The sequence below is a fragment of the Oceanobacillus longus genome (assembly GCF_042650085.1).
Classification (GTDB): Bacteria; Bacillota; Bacilli; order Bacillales; family Amphibacillaceae; genus Oceanobacillus; species Oceanobacillus longus.
In genome coordinates this window covers 164,835-182,553 of the sequence record NZ_JBHSAO010000006.1, presented here as the reverse complement: position 1 = coordinate 182,553, position 17,719 = coordinate 164,835, and the positions used below count along the sequence as shown (strand labels likewise).

The 17,719-nt window shown below is 38.4% G+C and carries 16 protein-coding genes; all 16 read left to right on the top strand.

The features are described from left to right. Nucleotides 1-5 precede the first annotated feature (5 nt). The gene (locus tag ACFOUV_RS08545) at nt 6-1,214 is read left to right on the top strand and encodes a PDZ domain-containing protein (RefSeq protein WP_379496337.1); all 1,209 of its coding nucleotides are present in this window, start codon (nt 6-8) and stop codon (nt 1,212-1,214) included. Nucleotides 1,215-1,435: 221 nt separating this feature from the next. Next, the gene (gene uvrB, locus ACFOUV_RS08540; protein WP_379496336.1) at nt 1,436-3,418 is read left to right on the top strand and encodes an excinuclease ABC subunit UvrB; all 1,983 of its coding nucleotides are present in this window, start codon (nt 1,436-1,438) and stop codon (nt 3,416-3,418) included. Between the two features lie 6 nt (nt 3,419-3,424). Next, nucleotides 3,425-6,304, top strand: coding sequence for an excinuclease ABC subunit UvrA (gene uvrA / locus ACFOUV_RS08535; RefSeq protein ID WP_379496335.1), 2,880 nt, complete (start codon nt 3,425-3,427; stop codon nt 6,302-6,304). Between the two features lie 147 nt (nt 6,305-6,451). After that, nucleotides 6,452-6,805 (top strand): YojF family protein, encoded by a 354-nt coding sequence (locus ACFOUV_RS08530; RefSeq protein ID WP_379496334.1) that lies wholly within the window; start codon nt 6,452-6,454, stop codon nt 6,803-6,805. 27 nt (nt 6,806-6,832) lie between these two features. Next, the gene (gene bshB2 / locus ACFOUV_RS08525; protein ID WP_379496333.1) at nt 6,833-7,504 is read left to right on the top strand and encodes a bacillithiol biosynthesis deacetylase BshB2; all 672 of its coding nucleotides are present in this window, start codon (nt 6,833-6,835) and stop codon (nt 7,502-7,504) included. A gap of 138 nt (nt 7,505-7,642) precedes the next feature. Then, a complete protein-coding gene (locus tag ACFOUV_RS08520; protein WP_379496332.1) occupies nt 7,643-7,837 on the top strand; it encodes a PspC domain-containing protein in 195 nt (64 codons plus the stop codon). Then, the gene (locus ACFOUV_RS08515; RefSeq protein ID WP_379496331.1) at nt 7,837-8,196 is read left to right on the top strand and encodes a phage holin family protein; all 360 of its coding nucleotides are present in this window, start codon (nt 7,837-7,839) and stop codon (nt 8,194-8,196) included. The genes ACFOUV_RS08520 and ACFOUV_RS08515 overlap by 1 nt, the downstream gene beginning before the upstream one ends. 92 nt (nt 8,197-8,288) lie before the next feature. Further along, nucleotides 8,289-9,221: an HPr(Ser) kinase/phosphatase gene (gene hprK / locus ACFOUV_RS08510; protein WP_379496330.1), complete on the top strand. Its 933-nt coding sequence runs from the start codon at nt 8,289-8,291 to the stop codon at nt 9,219-9,221. 18 nt (nt 9,222-9,239) lie between these two features. After that, nucleotides 9,240-10,118, top strand: a complete 879-nt coding sequence (lgt, locus tag ACFOUV_RS08505) for a prolipoprotein diacylglyceryl transferase (RefSeq protein ID WP_379496329.1) — start codon at nt 9,240-9,242, stop codon at nt 10,116-10,118. Nucleotides 10,119-10,151: 33 nt separating this feature from the next. After that, nucleotides 10,152-11,111, top strand: a complete 960-nt coding sequence (locus tag ACFOUV_RS08500; RefSeq protein ID WP_379496328.1) for a nucleoside recognition domain-containing protein — start codon at nt 10,152-10,154, stop codon at nt 11,109-11,111. Continuing rightward, nucleotides 11,086-11,721 (top strand): pyrophosphatase PpaX, encoded by a 636-nt coding sequence (gene ppaX / locus ACFOUV_RS08495; protein WP_379496327.1) that lies wholly within the window; start codon nt 11,086-11,088, stop codon nt 11,719-11,721. Before ACFOUV_RS08500 ends, ppaX begins: the two co-directional genes overlap by 26 nt. A gap of 2 nt (nt 11,722-11,723) precedes the next feature. Next, nucleotides 11,724-12,233 (top strand): acyltransferase, encoded by a 510-nt coding sequence (locus ACFOUV_RS08490; protein ID WP_379496326.1) that lies wholly within the window; start codon nt 11,724-11,726, stop codon nt 12,231-12,233. 21 nt (nt 12,234-12,254) lie between these two features. Further along, nucleotides 12,255-12,800 (top strand): glycerol-3-phosphate responsive antiterminator, encoded by a 546-nt coding sequence (locus tag ACFOUV_RS08485; RefSeq protein WP_379496325.1) that lies wholly within the window; start codon nt 12,255-12,257, stop codon nt 12,798-12,800. Between the two features lie 357 nt (nt 12,801-13,157). Beyond that, nucleotides 13,158-14,651, top strand: a complete 1,494-nt coding sequence (gene glpK, locus ACFOUV_RS08480) for a glycerol kinase GlpK (protein WP_379496324.1) — start codon at nt 13,158-13,160, stop codon at nt 14,649-14,651. 197 nt (nt 14,652-14,848) lie between these two features. Then, the gene (locus ACFOUV_RS08475) at nt 14,849-16,513 is read left to right on the top strand and encodes a glycerol-3-phosphate dehydrogenase/oxidase (protein ID WP_379496323.1); all 1,665 of its coding nucleotides are present in this window, start codon (nt 14,849-14,851) and stop codon (nt 16,511-16,513) included. Between the two features lie 143 nt (nt 16,514-16,656). Continuing rightward, nucleotides 16,657-17,646: a tetratricopeptide repeat protein gene (locus ACFOUV_RS08470; protein WP_379496322.1), complete on the top strand. Its 990-nt coding sequence runs from the start codon at nt 16,657-16,659 to the stop codon at nt 17,644-17,646. Nucleotides 17,647-17,719 lie beyond the last annotated feature (73 nt).

Genomic DNA, 17,719 nt, shown 5'->3' with positions numbered 1-17,719 from the left:
TCGTTGTGGCAGAAGCATGGCTAATTGAAATTACCAAGGGTGTTGGCAGATTGTTTATGAATCCAATTGTATATTGGACAATCTTATTAATACTATTGGCAGGCTATAAACGTATCAAGCAGGAAAGAATTGATTTTGGATCTAAAGTATTTGACATCTTTTCAGAATGGAAAAGTACACTTGGTGTATCCCTTATTTCTGGTTTGGTTTTGTCTATCATCACAATCGGGACAGGTATCGTTTTTTCTTATGAATCCATTGTATTATTAGCAATAATAACTATAATATTAAGTCTTACTTTGAGATTTACTTTGTTATCCCCGAGTTATACAATCGGGCTTACATTTTTACTACTCTTATTCTTACCATCTATGTTGGAAAGTCAGACAGTAATAGATGCAGAATTAATTTCGGAAACCAACTTTACTGGACTAGCATTGCTGGCGGGATTATTGATAGCTGTGGAAGCTATCCTGATCGATAGAGTAAAACGCAGTGAAACGTATCCAAGTATCGCTTTAAGTGATCGTGGGATCTGGGTAGGTCAGCATCGAATTAAGAAACTAAGCGTTATTCCATTTTTTGTTATCGTACCAAACGGTTTAATCAGTCCTTTTGCACCTTGGTGGCCATACTTTGCTATAGGAGAAGCATCTTATAGCCTTGTACTAATCCCTTTTTTAATTGGATTTGATTATTTAGCTAAGGGCCATGAACCAATGCAGGCTACTAGGAAAATTTCTAAATTTAATGGACTTTTAGGAACAGGGATCGTATTGATGGCTACAGGAAGTATATTTATTCCATCATTGTCAATCGTAGCAATTGTGTTAGCTATTATCGGGAAGGAATATTTAAATTATAAATACCGTGTTGGAGACAGGTTGCGGAGGCCATTTTTTCAGCCGCAGGAAAAGGGTTTAAAGGTAGTTGGTATTATTCCATCCACACCTGCTGCAAGGTTGGAGGTATATCCTGGTGAGACAATTGCAAAGGTAAATGGTCAAAAAATATCAACGGAAACAGAATTCTACAAAGCATTGCAAGGAAGCGGAGCGTTCTTTAAGTTAGATGTTTTAGATGATCGTCAGGAGGTTCGATTTGTTCAAGGGGCACTTTATGAAGGAGACCACCATGAACTGGGCCTTCTATTTTCATCAGCACCATACCGCCAGAAGAATGCTAAGAAAACGAAAACCAAAATATCGGGCTGAGCAACCAACTGAATGGTTGCTCTTTTCCTTTTATTCAATAGAAATTGAAATCAGAACCGATGCTAACTCTATGAAAAATGGGAAATGATTTTCGAAAGAGATTTATGGGTATTATAATTAAGAGCTTATCAAACAAATACATCGAATACTTGTTCGATTTTATGTTAAAATATATAATTAGAGATAGTAAAAGACTTTATAGAGAAACGGAGGATGCATCTATGAAGGATAAATTTGAATTAGTTTCAAAATATGAACCTGCAGGGGATCAGCCTAATGCAATAAAGGATATTACGGAAAAGGTTCTTGCCGGACAGCGCCATCAGACATTGCTTGGCGCAACCGGAACAGGGAAAACATTTACAATGTCTAATGTGATTCGGGAAATTAATCGGCCGACATTGGTCATCGCCCATAATAAAACATTGGCAGGACAATTGTATAGTGAATTTAAAGAGTTTTTCCCGGATAATGCAGTAGAATACTTTGTTAGTTACTATGATTACTACCAACCGGAAGCGTATGTCCCGTCAACAGATACATTTATTGAAAAAGACGCCAGTATTAATGATGAAATCGATAAATTGCGACACTCGGCTACATCGTCACTTTTTGAAAGAAAAGATGTCTTAATTGTGGCCAGTGTATCTTGTATATATGGTTTAGGTAATCCGGAAGAATATCGTAATCAGGTTCTTTCACTTCGAATGGGAATGGAAAAGGATCGGGATCAATTACTTCGTGATCTTGTAGATATACAATATGCCCGAAACGATATTAATTTTCAACGTGGTACCTTCCGTGTACGCGGGGATTCTGTAGAGATTATTCCAGCATCCAGGGAAGAACGCTGTATACGGGTCGAGTTTTTCGGAGATGAGATAGACCGTATCCGGGAAGTAGATGCGTTAACAGGTGAAATTATTGGTGATCGTGAACATGTTGCAATCTTTCCTGCATCCCACTTTGTCACCGGTGAAGAAAAAATGAAAATAGCGATTAACAATATAGAAAAAGAATTGGAAGTACGATTGAAAGAATTACGAGAAGCGAATAAGTTATTGGAAGCACAACGTTTGGAACAGCGTACAAATTATGATTTGGAAATGATGCGTGAAATGGGATTTTGCTCTGGGATAGAGAACTACTCCCGGCATCTGACGCTGAGAGAATCAGGCGCAACGCCATATACATTGATTGACTTTTTCCCGGAAGACTTCTTAGTTGTCGTCGATGAGTCCCATGTTACTCTCCCGCAAATTAGGGGAATGTACAATGGAGACCAGGCAAGAAAGCAGGTCCTTGTTGATCATGGATTTCGTCTTCCTTCTGCTATGGATAACCGTCCATTAAAGTTTCAGGAGTTTGAAGAAAAAACAAAGCAACTCGTTTATGTGTCTGCAACGCCTGGACCGTATGAACTGGAACATAACCCGGAAATGACGGAACAGATTATTCGTCCCACCGGTTTACTTGATCCGGAAATTGAAGTCCGACCAATTGAAGGTCAAATTGATAATTTAATAGAAGAAATCAATAAACGGACAGAGCGCAATGAACGTGTTCTCGTTACAACACTTACGAAAAAAATGTCTGAAGATCTTACCGACTATTTGAAAGAGATTGGAATAAAGGTTGCCTACTTGCACTCAGAAATTAAAACATTGGAGCGGATTGAAATTATTCGTGATCTTCGCGTTGGTACGTATGATGTTCTTATCGGGATTAACCTGCTTCGTGAAGGATTGGATATTCCAGAAGTTTCCCTTGTTACGATTCTTGATGCCGATAAGGAAGGATTCTTGCGTTCTGAACGATCCTTAATTCAAACAATGGGTAGAGCTGCACGAAATGAAAATGGTAGAGTTATTATGTACGCAGATAAAATCACTAACTCTATGCAGTTGGCGATGGACGAGACGACAAGGAGACGTACGATTCAAAAGGCTTATAATGAAAAATATGGAATCACTCCGAAAACGATTATTAAAGAAGTCCGTGATGTGATAAAAGCAACCGTCGTAGCAGAAGATCAAGATAAATATGAAGGCAAAACGAAGAGTCTGAAGAAAATGACAAAGAAAGAAAGAGAAAAAGTAATCGAACAAATGGAAAAAGAAATGAAGAATGCTGCAAAGTCGCTTGATTTTGAAAAAGCAGCAGAACTTCGTGATGTAATATTTGAATTAAAAGCGGAAGGATGACCATTCATGCCCAGTAAATCAATTAAGATAAGGGGTGCCAGGGCCCATAATTTAAAAAATGTAGATATTGAGATACCGAAAAATAAACTTGTCGTTGTAACGGGTTTATCCGGATCTGGAAAATCTTCACTCGCATTTGACACCATTTATGCAGAAGGACAGCGTCGTTATGTAGAGTCCCTCTCCGCGTATGCAAGGCAATTTCTCGGTCAAATGGACAAACCTGATGTGGATGTGATTGAAGGATTATCGCCAGCCATTTCAATTGACCAAAAAACAACGAGTAAAAACCCAAGATCCACCGTGGGTACTGTAACAGAGATTTATGATTATTTGCGTTTACTCTATGCACGTGTAGGACGGCCAACATGTCCAAAACATGGGATAGAAATTAGCTCACAAACGATTCAGCAAATGACCGACCGAATTTTGGAATACCCAGAAAGAACCAAGCTGCAGATTCTTGCCCCAGTTATTTCTGGAAAAAAAGGTGAACATGTTAAAGTCATGGAAAAATTGAAACAGGAAGGCTATATTCGTATTCGGGTCGATAATGAAATGCGTGAAATATCCGAAGAGATTAAGCTTGAGAAGAATAAAAAACATTCGATTGAAGTTGTCATTGACCGTATCGTCCTTAAGGAAGGTGTTGCTGGACGGTTGAGTGATTCAATAGAAACTGCACTCCAATTGGGAGAAGGAAAGATCCTTGTTGATATTATCGGTCAGGAAGAACTGACTTTCAGCGAAAATCATGCCTGTCCGATTTGTGGGTTTTCCATTGGCGAGATGGAACCACGCCTTTTTTCCTTCAATAGTCCGTTTGGAGCTTGTCCGAGCTGTGATGGTCTTGGCACAAAAATGGAAGTGGATCTTGACCTCGTTATTCCTGACTGGAATCTGACATTGAAGAAAAATGCTATTGCACCATGGGAACCGATTAGCTCACAATACTACCCGCAATTACTGAAGAGTGTTTGTGAACATTATGATATTGACATGAATATACCAGTTAAAGATATTCCGCAAGATAAAATGGATAAAATACTGTACGGAAGTGGCAAGGAGAAAATTAACTTTCATTATGTAACTGATTTTGGCCGAGCACGAAGCAGTGACATTCTTTTTGAAGGTGTGATCAAAAATATAGCTCGTCGTCATAGAGAGTCATCATCCGAGTACACTCGTGAAACATTAGGAAAATATATGGCAGAAAAACATTGCCCAACATGCAAAGGGCATCGTTTAAAAGAAGAGGCGCGTGCAGTTTTAATTGATGGATTACATGTAAGCAATGTGACCGAATTTTCTGTTGTTGAAGCGGTGGACTTTTTCAAAAACCTAAAACTGACTGAAAAGGAACAACAGATTGCCAAAATGATTTTGAAGGAAATTGATAATCGTTTGGAGTTCCTCTATAATGTTGGGCTAGATTATCTTACACTATCCCGTGCAGCGGGAACGCTTTCAGGTGGAGAAGCACAACGAATCAGATTAGCAACTCAAATCGGTTCTGCCTTAACGGGTGTATTGTATGTGTTGGATGAACCATCCATCGGCCTGCATCAGCGTGATAACGATCGACTGATTGAAACCCTTAAAAGAATGCGAGACTTCGATAATACGTTAATTGTTGTGGAGCATGATGAGGATACAATGCTTGCAGCAGACTGGCTCGTTGATATTGGACCAGGTGCAGGGGAACATGGTGGGGAAATTATTGCAAATGATACACCAGAAATGGTAATGAAAGACGAAAATTCTTTAACGGGGAGATATTTATCTGGCAAAGAGTTTGTCTCTGTACCTACCAAACGACGAAAAGCGGATAAACGAAAAATTGAGATTTTGGGAGCAGCTGAAAATAATCTAAAGGATGTTTCTGTTAAAATTCCAATTGGTTTAATGACAGTAGTGACAGGTGTATCCGGTTCAGGTAAAAGTACACTTATTAATGAGATCCTTTATAAATATTTATCCAAAACATTGAATCGAGCAAATCACAAGCCTGGTAAACATAAAAAGATTAAAGGGATCGAACATATTGACAAGATTATTGCAATCGACCAATCCCCAATTGGACGTACACCAAGGTCAAATCCAGCTACGTACACGGGTGTGTTTGATGATATTCGCGACTTGTTCTCTCAAACAAATGAAGCAAAGATAAGAGGTTATAAAAAAGGACGCTTCAGCTTTAATGTTAAAGGTGGACGCTGTGAAGCATGCCGTGGTGATGGAATTATTAAAATTGAGATGCATTTCCTGCCGGATGTCTATGTTCCATGCGAAGTGTGCCACGGTAAACGCTATAATCGTGAGACATTGGAAGTGAAATACAAAGGAAAAAGTGTCGCCGATATACTCGAAATGCGGGTTGAGGAAGCAGTAGACTTTTTTGCTCCTATTCCTAAAATAAAGCGGAAGGTGCAAACTCTTTTTGATGTTGGTCTTGGCTATGTTAAACTTGGCCAACCGGCAACAACACTATCAGGTGGAGAAGCACAGCGTGTTAAACTGGCAAGTGAGCTTCACAAGCGGTCTACCGGGAAATCATTCTATATTTTGGATGAACCGACAACAGGACTGCATGCAGACGACATTAAGCGGCTGCTTACGGTCTTACAGCGGTTAGTCGACAATGGCGATTCTGTATTAATCATCGAGCATAATCTGGATGTGATTAAAAGTGCGGATCATATCATTGATCTTGGCCCGGAGGGTGGAGATCAAGGCGGGCAGATTGTTGCAACAGGTACACCTGAACAAATTGCGAAACAAGAGGATGTATCCTATACCGGAAAATATTTAAAATCCATTCTTGAGCGTGACAATAAACGAATGCAAGAAGCGTTAACAAAAAAGGAAACAGTCAGTACAAACTAAACAATTGCAAAAGACAGTAGTGTTTTATCGCTACTGTCTTTTTAGCCAAAATAAGGGATGATATACTTAGGATATTGGAACGAACTGATTGACGTTTTAAGCGGGTTTCGGTACAGTGAAATTAGGTGTGAATTGGAGGATGGAAAGATGAAACCAATTGAAATAGATAAAGTCCAGACTGTTCTGGACGAGTATACGAATAAAAGTGTATATGTACATTTAGAAACGACAAATGGTGCATATGCAAGTCATTTTAATGACCAGGCATACAATGTTGGAGCGTATATACGCAATGCAAACGTCGTATTTACACAAGCGAGGCTGGTCGGTGATGGTAAAGTTTATCGTGCAGGCTTAAAAATGGAAATGGGTTGGATATACGCAGAAGGGCTGACAGACTGGGTAATGCATGAAGGGACAAAACTATTGCTAGCAGGTCACGATCGTGAAGGTAGACTGATGGTTTCCCTGGAAATTAGTGAAACACCTTTTAACTATTAAATTAAATTATGAAAATAGGTGAAAAGAATGGAAAAACATGTTGTCGTTATATATCCTCATCCTGATGATGAATCATTTGGTGCAGCTGGGTCGATTGCCAAATTCCGTGAACAAGGTGTTCCCGTTACATATTTATGTGGAACGTTGGGGGAGATGGGAAGAAACATGGGCAACCCAACGTATGCCAATCGGGAAACTTTGCCAGTTATTAGAAAAGAAGAGTTAATTAATGCGTGTAAAGCGCTGGATGTGGATTTAAAAATGCTTGGATATCGTGATAAGACGCTTGAATTTGAAGACCGTAGTGAGGTAGCGGCAAATCTAAGACAGATTATGGATGAAATCCAACCAAGTCTTGTCATCACGCATTATCCGGAACATGCGGTACATCCCGACCATAATGCATTAGGAGCAGCTGCAATAGAAGCAGTTCGCTTAATGGATTCTGATCAACGTCCGGTTGTTTGGGCTCAAGCAATTACAAATAATTATTATGATGTACTTGGAAAGCCGGATATTCGAAATGATATTAGCGACTTTTTTGAAAACAAAATGGAAGCAATTCTTTGCCATGATTCACAAGCTGCAGGTGTACTTGGACAATTCAAACATATCGATAAATTGGAAAGCGAAATTCAGGAAGATATTAAAGAACGGTTCAGTAAAGAGGAATTTTACACGTGGAAGTTTGAAGACTAATTCTTTTCCCTTGCAGAAAAACTGCAGGGGATTTTTTACCTTTAGGAAACTTTTTGGCGAATTGAAACGTATATATGCTTATAGAGTGTAAACTTTAGGTGAAATGGGAAATATAAACAAAAGAAGGAGGATGATCCGATGAAGCGGTTGTACCGTTCAACTTCAAATAAAATGATGTCAGGAGTACTGGGGGGACTTGGTGAGTACTTTAATATTGATGCAACGATATTGCGATTAATATTTGTAGTTTTGCTGATTCCTAGTTTTATGACGTTTGCATTGGTATATTTGGTTGCGGCCTTAATCATACCTAAGGAAGAGGAGATTTACTAATGATTTTGAGATGGATTGTATCACTCGTTTTAAATGCAATTGCCTTAATCGCTGTGGCGCAACTGTTTGATTCCTTCCATTTAGAGGGCTTTGGGACAGCTATATTAGCAAGCTTCATTCTAGCTATCTTAAATATATTGGTTAAACCAATTTTAATTATATTGACATTACCAATTACCATCCTAACACTTGGCTTATTTCTAATAATTATTAATGCTATAACGCTGATGTTTGCTCAGGCGTTAATAGGTTCCTCATTTGTAATCGACGGTTTTGGTATAGCAATTATTGCATCTATTGTCATTTCTCTAATTAGCATGCTTTTGAACAGTCTTATAAAAGATTCCCTCAAAGGATAAAAACGTAGGCTCATGCCTACGTTTTTTCCTTGGCATATGCTAAAATATATATCAGTTAGCATGTCCAGTTTAATGATTGGAGGAGTTTTTATATGGCAGCGATTGTCCGCACAAAAGATTTACTGGAAAATTTCAATCTTGTTTTAATAGCAGGAGAGGATGGGATTAACAGAGAAATTATTACAAGTGATATATCACGTCCAGGTATTGAAATGACAGGTTATTTTAAATATTATCCAAAAGAACGTCTCCAGTTAATCGGGAAAACCGAAATGACTTACTTCCTTGATTTAAATGATGAGCAGAAAAGGGATCGAGCGAAAAATCTTTGTACGGATATTACTCCGGGAATTGTCGTTTCCAGAGGAATGGATATTCCTGAGATATTAATCGAAGAGTCAAATAAATCAGGTGTTCCAATATTGCATTCACCGAGGAAAACGACTCGTGTCATCAGTAGACTTACCAATTATTTGGAAGCAAAATTTGCCCCGTTTACTGCCATACATGGAGTTTTAGTAGATATCTATGGGGTTGGTGTATTAATTATAGGCCAAAGTGGAGTAGGTAAAAGTGAAACAGCATTGGAACTTGTAAAACGTGGACATCGTTTGGTAGCTGATGACAGTGTGGAAATTCGTCAGGAGGATTATGATAGCCTGATTGGAAATTCACCGCCACTAATTGAACATTTATTAGAAATTCGCGGATTAGGAATCATCAATGTAATGACATTATTTGGTGCCGGTTCTGTCCGTAGTAAAAAAAGAATTTCCCTCGTAATTAATTTGGAAAATTGGGATGAGAAAAAACAATATGATCGTCTAGGTCTTGATGAAGATACAATGAAAATTATGGATGTGCATATACCGAAAGCAACAATCCCTGTTCGTCCAGGAAGAAACCTTGCTGTTATTATTGAAGTTGCAGCAATGAATTACCGTTTGAAGCGGATGGGCGTCAATGCAGCTGAGGAATTTTCAGATCGTTTAACAACCATGATTGAACATGAACAAAAAGACTAACAAGTAGGAGTGATTTTTTTGTTATACAGTGCACCTCCATTAGACAGAGTATTTCTTGAATTAGGACCTTTAACAATCTATTGGTATGGCTTAATTATTGCGTTTGGAGCGCTGTTAGGTGTTTATTTGGCTACAAAAGAGGCAGATCGTCTCGGATTGAAAAAGGATTTAATTATTGACTTTATCGTATTCGCAGTTCCGATTGCGATTATTTGTGCACGTATTTACTATGTTGTTTTTGAGTGGGAAAGGTATGCAGATGGACCATGGTGGAGTATGTTTGCCATCTGGGAAGGCGGAATTGCCATCCACGGGGCAGTTCTTGGGGGCGTATTAACAGCAATTGTCTTTTCAAAAGTGAGAGACGTTCCATTTTGGCAATTGGCAGATATTGTAGCTCCGAGTTTGATTCTTGCACAGGCTATTGGACGCTGGGGCAATTTTATGAACCAGGAAGCACATGGAGGACCGATTTCTCAATCTACATATGAAAGTTTTCATCAGTATTTACCTGACTTTATCATGAACCAGATGACAATTGATAGTGTGATGTATCATCCGACATTTTTATATGAATCCGTTTGGAATATTCTCGTTTTCACACTCCTTCTTCTGATGAGAAAGTATAATCCGTTGCGTGGGGAAATATTCCTGAGCTATGCAATATTTTATTCCATTGGCCGCTTCTTTATCGAAGGACTTCGTACAGACAGTTTATATGTATTTGGGGAAATACGGACGGCACAATTAATTTCCATTTTGATGATTGTCGTATCGATTATCTTGATTATTTATCGTCGGAGAACTGTAACAGTAAGGTACAATGATGTTCCAATTCATGAAAAGAAGAAATCCAATCATAAGAATAAAAAGAAACGAAAAAAGAAGAAAAAATAGTACAAATTTTTACTTTGGAAGAGAGGTAGTAAGATGTCCGGAATATTATACCGAGGTCTACAACAGGGCTTTAACACGACATGGACCTTGGGGAAAGTAATTTTTCCTATTACATTGATTGTTACTATTTTACAATTTACCCCTGTATTACCGTGGATTATAAGTTTATTAGCACCTGTAATGGGTTTGATTGGTTTGCCAGGAGAAGCAGCAGTTCCATTAGTACTTGGAAATACACTCAATTTATACGCAGGGATAGCGGCTATCATTTCATTTGAGTTTACAATAAAAGAAGTATTTATACTTGCAGTCATGCTTTCATTTTCACATAATTTAATTGTGGAATCTGCTGTGGCGACAAAAGTAGGTGTTAAATGGTGGGTTATTATCGGCATTCGTGTCGGACTTGCACTGGCAGCGGCAACAATCATTAACCTCATATGGAATGGTGGAGCTGAAATGGCACAGTACGGTTTTGTAACTGCAACTGAGGTTGTCCTGAATGGCTGGGGAGAAATTGCGTTACATGGTATCCAAACTGCTTTAATTGCTATCTTGCAATTAGGACTAATTGTTATTCCGCTCATGGTCATTATGCAATTTATGCGTGAGCTAGGGTGGATGAACGCGATGTCCAATAAGCTTGCTCCATTTTTAAAGATACTTGGAATGGATAAGAAAGCATCGATGACAATGGTGGCAGGTTTAACGATTGGATTGGCATATGGTGCAGGACTAATGATTCAGGCAGTAAAAGAGGATAATGTATCAAAGAAGGATATGTATCTTGCCATGATTTTTCTAGTATCCTGTCACGCTGTTGTCGAAGATACACTTATATTTATTCCATTGGGTATACCAGTATTGCCATTGCTAATCATACGTTTAACAACAGCAATTCTACTCACAATGATAATTGCATTTGTCTGGAACAGTAAAGAAAGAAGAAAAAGAAAGGGAGCCATACATGAGCATTCGTACAATTCTCTTTGATCTGGATGGAACATTAATCGACACAAATGAACTAATTAATGCGTCATTCCGACATACATTTGAACACTATAAGCTAGCATTTACACCTGAAGAAATCCTGGAATTTAATGGCCCGCCTCTCATTGAGACATTTCAAAAGATTGATCCCAAAAAAGCAGATAGGATGGTTGCAACATATCGTGAACATAACTTGTCCGAACATGATAATTATGTAACTGCTTTTCCACAGGTAATCGAGACTTTGGAAGAACTTCTGAAGCGAGAAATAAAACTTGGAATAGTTACGACAAAAATGACACAATCTGTAAATATGGGATTAACACTTACGGGTTTGGATCGCTTTTTTGATACAGTTATTACATTTGATCATGTCACCAGACCGAAGCCACACGCCGAACCGGTATTAAAGGCAATGGAGTCATTACAGGCAGATCCAGCAACAACATTAATGGTTGGTGATAATCATCATGATATTGAGTCCGGAAAAAATGCAAATGTACAGACTGCAGGGGTAGCTTGGTCACATAAAGGAAAAGAGAGATTAATGGAATGCAATCCAACCTATATGCTGGAGCAAATGTCAGATTTGTTGAAAATTGCAGGTGTATAACGATGCGAAGAACCGAACGATTTAAGGTAGAACGCTCTAATTCTCTATGGCAGATTTATCAAACTGTCCCGTTCTGGAAGGTTGTAAAGAACTTTATTGTGATTCAGCTTGCAAGATATACACCCTTTTTAAATATGAAAAATTGGTTGTACCGAGTTTTTTTGAATATGAAGGTAGGGGAAGAGACATCTTTTGCCTTAATGGTGATGCCGGATATTATGTTTCCTGAAAAAATTACAGTCGGTCGTAATTGTGTCATCGGCTATAATACGACGATATTGGCGCATGAATATTTAATAAAAGAATATCGTATTGGGGAAGTCATTATTGGCGATGAAGTGATGGTTGGAGCTAATTCGACCATCCTTCCAGGTGTGACAATTGGAGACCATGCTATTGTTTCTGCGGGAACACTGGTACATAAAGATGTTCCTTCAGGTGCATTCGTTGGTGGTAATCCAATGCGATTAATTTATACGAAAGAAGAAATGGACAAGCGGGATTTAGATTAAATAAAATAGTAGGTGACATAAATGGATATACCATCTGGGATATTACCCGCAATACGAAAAATGAAAGACTTTGACAAAGCATTGGAAACAAGCCATGATTCGATTGTAATTCTCGAATCGAGGCTTGTTCAGATAAAAAGTTTGGTAGAATACGCTAGGAAAGCCAATAAGAAGGTTCTGATTCACTTTGACTTAATACAGGGTTTGAAATCAGATGAATTTGGGATGGAGTTTTTAATTCGTGAAGTTAACCCCGATGGTATACTATCCACTAGAGGGAATGTTATTAATCTAGCAAAAAAAAAAAAACTTTTAGCCATTCAACGAATCTTTCTTTTAGATAGTCTTGCACTTGATCATAATTTAAAGCTGATCGAAAAGATAAAACCGGATTGTATCGAAGTATTGCCTGGACTGATGCCTACAATTATTGAACAAATCGGTCAGCAAACAACTATTCCAATAATAGCCGGCGGACTTATAAAGAGTGAAGAAGAAGTGGAAGCTGCGATACAAGCCGGAGCTGTAGCGGTATCCACATCAAATAAGAACTTATGGAGCTTCTAGAAATTATATGAATGATTAAGAATAATTAAGATATATTGACAACGTTTCCATTACAAGTTAAGATAAAGAACAAGTTAATTAGTGGTGGAGACTTGGAGACCTGTATTTCGATCATACTCTTATAAAAGAGTATGTCTATTGAAGTGTGGGTCTTTTTAATGTCAGCTTTTTAGCTGAGTCAATTGAGATGATGATACTTATTATTTTTAAGCAATCTTTTAGGGAATATTTTGGTATTGTTTTGGGAATGTAGGATACTAATTCGTAACCTTTTAATTGGAGCAGTAAATGTGAGCTTAAAAGGGCGAACAATTGCAGACATAGTGAACCAAAAAATCGTGTAAGGGGAATTTTAAAATGACAGAAAAATTTATTTTATCATTAGATCAAGGTACAACAAGTTCACGGGCAATTTTATTTAATCATGATGGGAAAATCGTGGAGACTGCTCAAAAGGAATTTGAACAATTCTTTCCTAGGCCTGGTTGGGTGGAACATGATGCAAATGAAATATGGACCTCTGTTTTGGCTTGTATCGCAGATGTATTGCGCAAGGCTGATATCGATCCAAGTCAAATTGCTGGAATTGGTATTACGAACCAACGCGAGACAACGGTCGTCTGGGATAAAAATACTGGTAAACCAATTTATAAGGCAATTGTTTGGCAGTCACGTCAGACAGAAGAAATTTGTAAAGAATTAGCCCAACAAGGCCACCTGGACTTAATGAGGAAGAAAACTGGTTTGTTAATCGACCCTTACTTTTCAGGTACGAAGGTTAAATGGATTCTTGATCATGTAGACGGTGCAAGAGAAAAAGCTGATAATGGTAATCTATTATTTGGAACGATGGATAGTTGGCTCGTTTATAAGCTTTCTGGTGGGAAAACACATATTACCGATTATTCCAATGCTTCAAGGACATTGATGTTTAATATTTATGATCTTAAGTGGGACGAGGAACTTTTGGAAATATTAACCGTACCAAAGAGTATGCTTCCTGAGGTTAGGCAATCCTCTGAAGTATATGCCACAACGGTAGGGTATCATTTTTTCGGGCATGAAATTCCGATTGCAGGTATTGCTGGAGATCAGCAAGCAGCACTTTTTGGGCAAGCATGCTTTGAAAAAGGGATGGCTAAAAATACGTATGGAACTGGTTGTTTCATGTTAATGAATACCGGAGAAAAACCTGTCCAGTCTGACCATGGTTTATTAACCACATTAGCATGGGGAGTAGATGGTAAGGTGGAATACGCATTGGAAGGTAGTATTTTTGTTGCAGGATCTGCTATCCAATGGTTACGCGATGGACTTAAAATAATTGAATCAAGTCCACAAAGTGAAGACTTTGCAACAAAGGTGAACTCTACAGATGGTGTATATATGGTACCTGCGTTTGTCGGATTGGGAACTCCTTATTGGGATAGTGATGCAAGGGGTGCAGTATTTGGGTTAACAAGAGGTACAACAAAAAACCACTTTATCCGTGCGACATTGGAGTCACTTGCATACCAGACGAAAGATGTTTTGGATGCAATGATTGCTGATTCTGGAATTGAATTGAAAACGCTACGTGTCGATGGAGGTGCCGTGAAAAATGATTTTCTCATGCAATTCCAGAGTGATATTCTTGGTGTTCCTGTTGAACGACCGGTGGTACAGGAAACAACGGCACTTGGAGCAGCTTATCTTGCTGGATTAGCAGTTGGTTATTGGGCAGATAAAGATGAGATTGCAAAACAATGGTTGAATGAACGTACGTTTACAAATGAAATGGACGATGAGCAGCGTAAAGATTTATATGCTGGGTGGCAAAAAGCGGTAGCTTCAGCAAGGTCATTTAAATAGTTCCATACACTAGAGAGATATGCTATACTTAAATTAAGTTAATAGGAATTGGACGGAGAAATGGAGTAACCGCAGACGACTAGTACAATTGTGTACTGGTGTGTTTGCGGTTTTTTGTTTCTCTTATTACATGATTGTGCTTTGAACAGGGTAAATATACGTAGAAGTAAAAGACTTTTAATAGGGAGTGTGTGGAAATGACTTTATTTTCAAGCCATCATCGAGATGATATTTTTAATAAATTGGAAAACGATTCACTTGATGTGTTAGTAATCGGCGGAGGCATCACAGGAGCGGGAATTTCACTTGATGCGGTAACAAGAGGTCTAAAAACTGGATTAGTGGAAATGCAGGACTTTGCCGCGGGAACATCTAGCCGTTCCACTAAGTTGGTGCATGGAGGACTACGCTACTTGCAGCAGTTTGAAGTGAAAATGGTAGCAGAGGTAGGGAAAGAAAGGGCAATTGTATATGAGAATGGACCGCATGTTACAACACCGGAATGGATGCTACTTCCCTTTCATAAAGGAAGTACGCTTGGACCATTAACATCGAATATAGGTCTGCGGGTATATGATTTTCTGGCAGGAGTGAAGAAAGAGGAACGTCGTTTAATGTTCAAACCAGAAGAAGTGCTAAAGAGAGAGCCACTCCTCAAAAGTAAAGATCTACGGGGAGGCGGCTATTATGTAGAATATAAGACAGATGATGCCCGAATGACGATTGAAGTCCTGAAAAAGGCAGTGGAGCATGGAGTTCATGCAATTAATTATGCCAAGGTAGTAGAATTCATTTATGATCAATCAAATAAAGCTTGTGGTGTTATTGTAGAGGATCAGATTAGTGGTGAAACACATAAAATCTATGCAAAGAAAATTATAAATGCCGGTGGTCCCTGGGTAGATGAAGTAAGGGAGATAGATGGGTCAAAACATGGGAAATCACTACACTTAACGAAAGGTGTCCATTTGGTTTTTTCAAAAGACATCTTTCCGTTACAGCAAGCAATCTATTTTGATGCCCCGGATGGTCGAATGATTTTTGCTATCCCCCGTGACAACATCACATATGTTGGTACCACGGATACGACCTATGAGGGTGACATCGCCCACCCGTTGATAACGGAAAAGGACCGTGATTATTTATTGGATGCAATTGAATATATGTTTCCGTCACTAAAAATCACGGCTGAAGATGTTCATTCGAGTTGGGCTGGATTACGCCCGCTTATTGCTGAAGAGGGAGCAACAAGTCCAAGTGAAATTTCCCGTAAAGATGAAATATTCATATCTGATTCTGGATTGATATCGATGGCTGGCGGTAAGCTTACTGGTTATCGAAAAATGTCGGAACAAGTAGTGGATACAATTATCAACCAATTGAAAGAAGAAGAGGGAATTCTGTATTCTAGAAGTGAAACGAAACACTTGCCCATTTCCGGTGGGGATGTCGGTGGGACTAAAGGTTTCGAGAAATACAAGAAGCAGAAAATAGAAGAAGGTGTTCGTTTAGGGCTTAACAGAGATGTAGCAGCCCAAGTCGTACAAAGATATGGTTCCAATATTAATACCTTTTTTGAAATATTTCATCATAAATATGCCGAAGCGAAGAACGAAATGATTGACCCAGTTGTTTTTGCAGAACTAAATTATGCTATTGATTATGAATTAGCATATAAACCTGTTGATTTTTTTGTGCGAAGAACAGGTGCTTTGTTTTTCAACAAAGATTGGGTTGAAACGCACTGTCAAGATGTGATCAATTATATGACAAAGGCCTTCAAATGGAGTGCAGAACAGCAAGATCGTTATACGGCTGAACTGAAGCAACTTCTGGAGGAGGCAGTAACCCCTGTAAAATAATACATCCATATCCTAGAATAAAGCCAATTTGAAAAGTTGGCTTTTTTTTATTGCCTCAATTTTGCATTTCCTTCAGTCCTATGTTATTAGCGGTAAATATATGGTATACTTTTGACGAATGTTGCGAATTTAGGGGGATATCCATGCACGCTAAAGATAAGGAAATTAAAACGAATAACATTATCCCTTTTATTCCTGAAGGTGATTTTTATTTTACTAAAGGTGTAGAAGCTTTTCAAAAAAGAAAATTTGATATAGCAATTAAATGGATGAAAAAGGCTACCGACATGAAGCCCGATGAACCATTGTATAAATGTCAAATGTCCATTATATATACTGAAATTGGAGCATATCATGCTGCAAATCAACTGTTAACAAGTGTTCTGCAATCAAGTGATTATATTGATTGTTATTACCTGATTGCAAATAATTATGCTCACCTTGGTTTACTGAACGATGCCAGGAAATATGCGGATTCATATCTTGACAAAGAACCGGATGGTGATTTCAGCGACGAAGCAAGAAGCTTACTGGAATTAATCGACATCGATGAAGAAGACGATGAAGATTGGACGCTTGAGGATGAAGATGAGCTATTAATTTATCAGGAAACCGCTTTTTATCATCTTGAGAATATGGAATGGGAGAAAGCACTTCCGATTATCGAAGAAATGATGACAATCTTTCCGGAACACAGTATGGCTAAACATGATTATACACAAGCTTTGTTCTTTACCGGACGTGAACAGGAAGCAATTGATATGGAAGAGGAAATTCTGCAAGAGAATCCCAATTCTTTATATAGCCATATAAATTTAGCGTTGTATTATTATGAAAAGAGTATAAAAGAGGAATACGAAAATCATATTCAGGCATTAATAAATATATATCCAATTCATGAACAACAAAAATTGCGAATCGCTATTACTTTGGCGAGAACTGGTTTTCATCAAGAAGCCTATGCGCGCTTCCGTATGCTCTCAAAAGAGAAGGTGAACAGCCACGTATCTTACTTTAAGTGGTATAGTGTCACGGCATATCAGAATGGGGACCCTGGTAAAGCTCTTACAATTTGGGAAGAAGGCTGCAGAAGGCATCCGAAACTTTCCAAAGAGGAAGGACCTTGGATATAAAGCTGTGAGCAGAAAAATAGACGGATAGGATCAGATTAATTACACTAGCTGTAGTACTAACTAATTGAAGAAT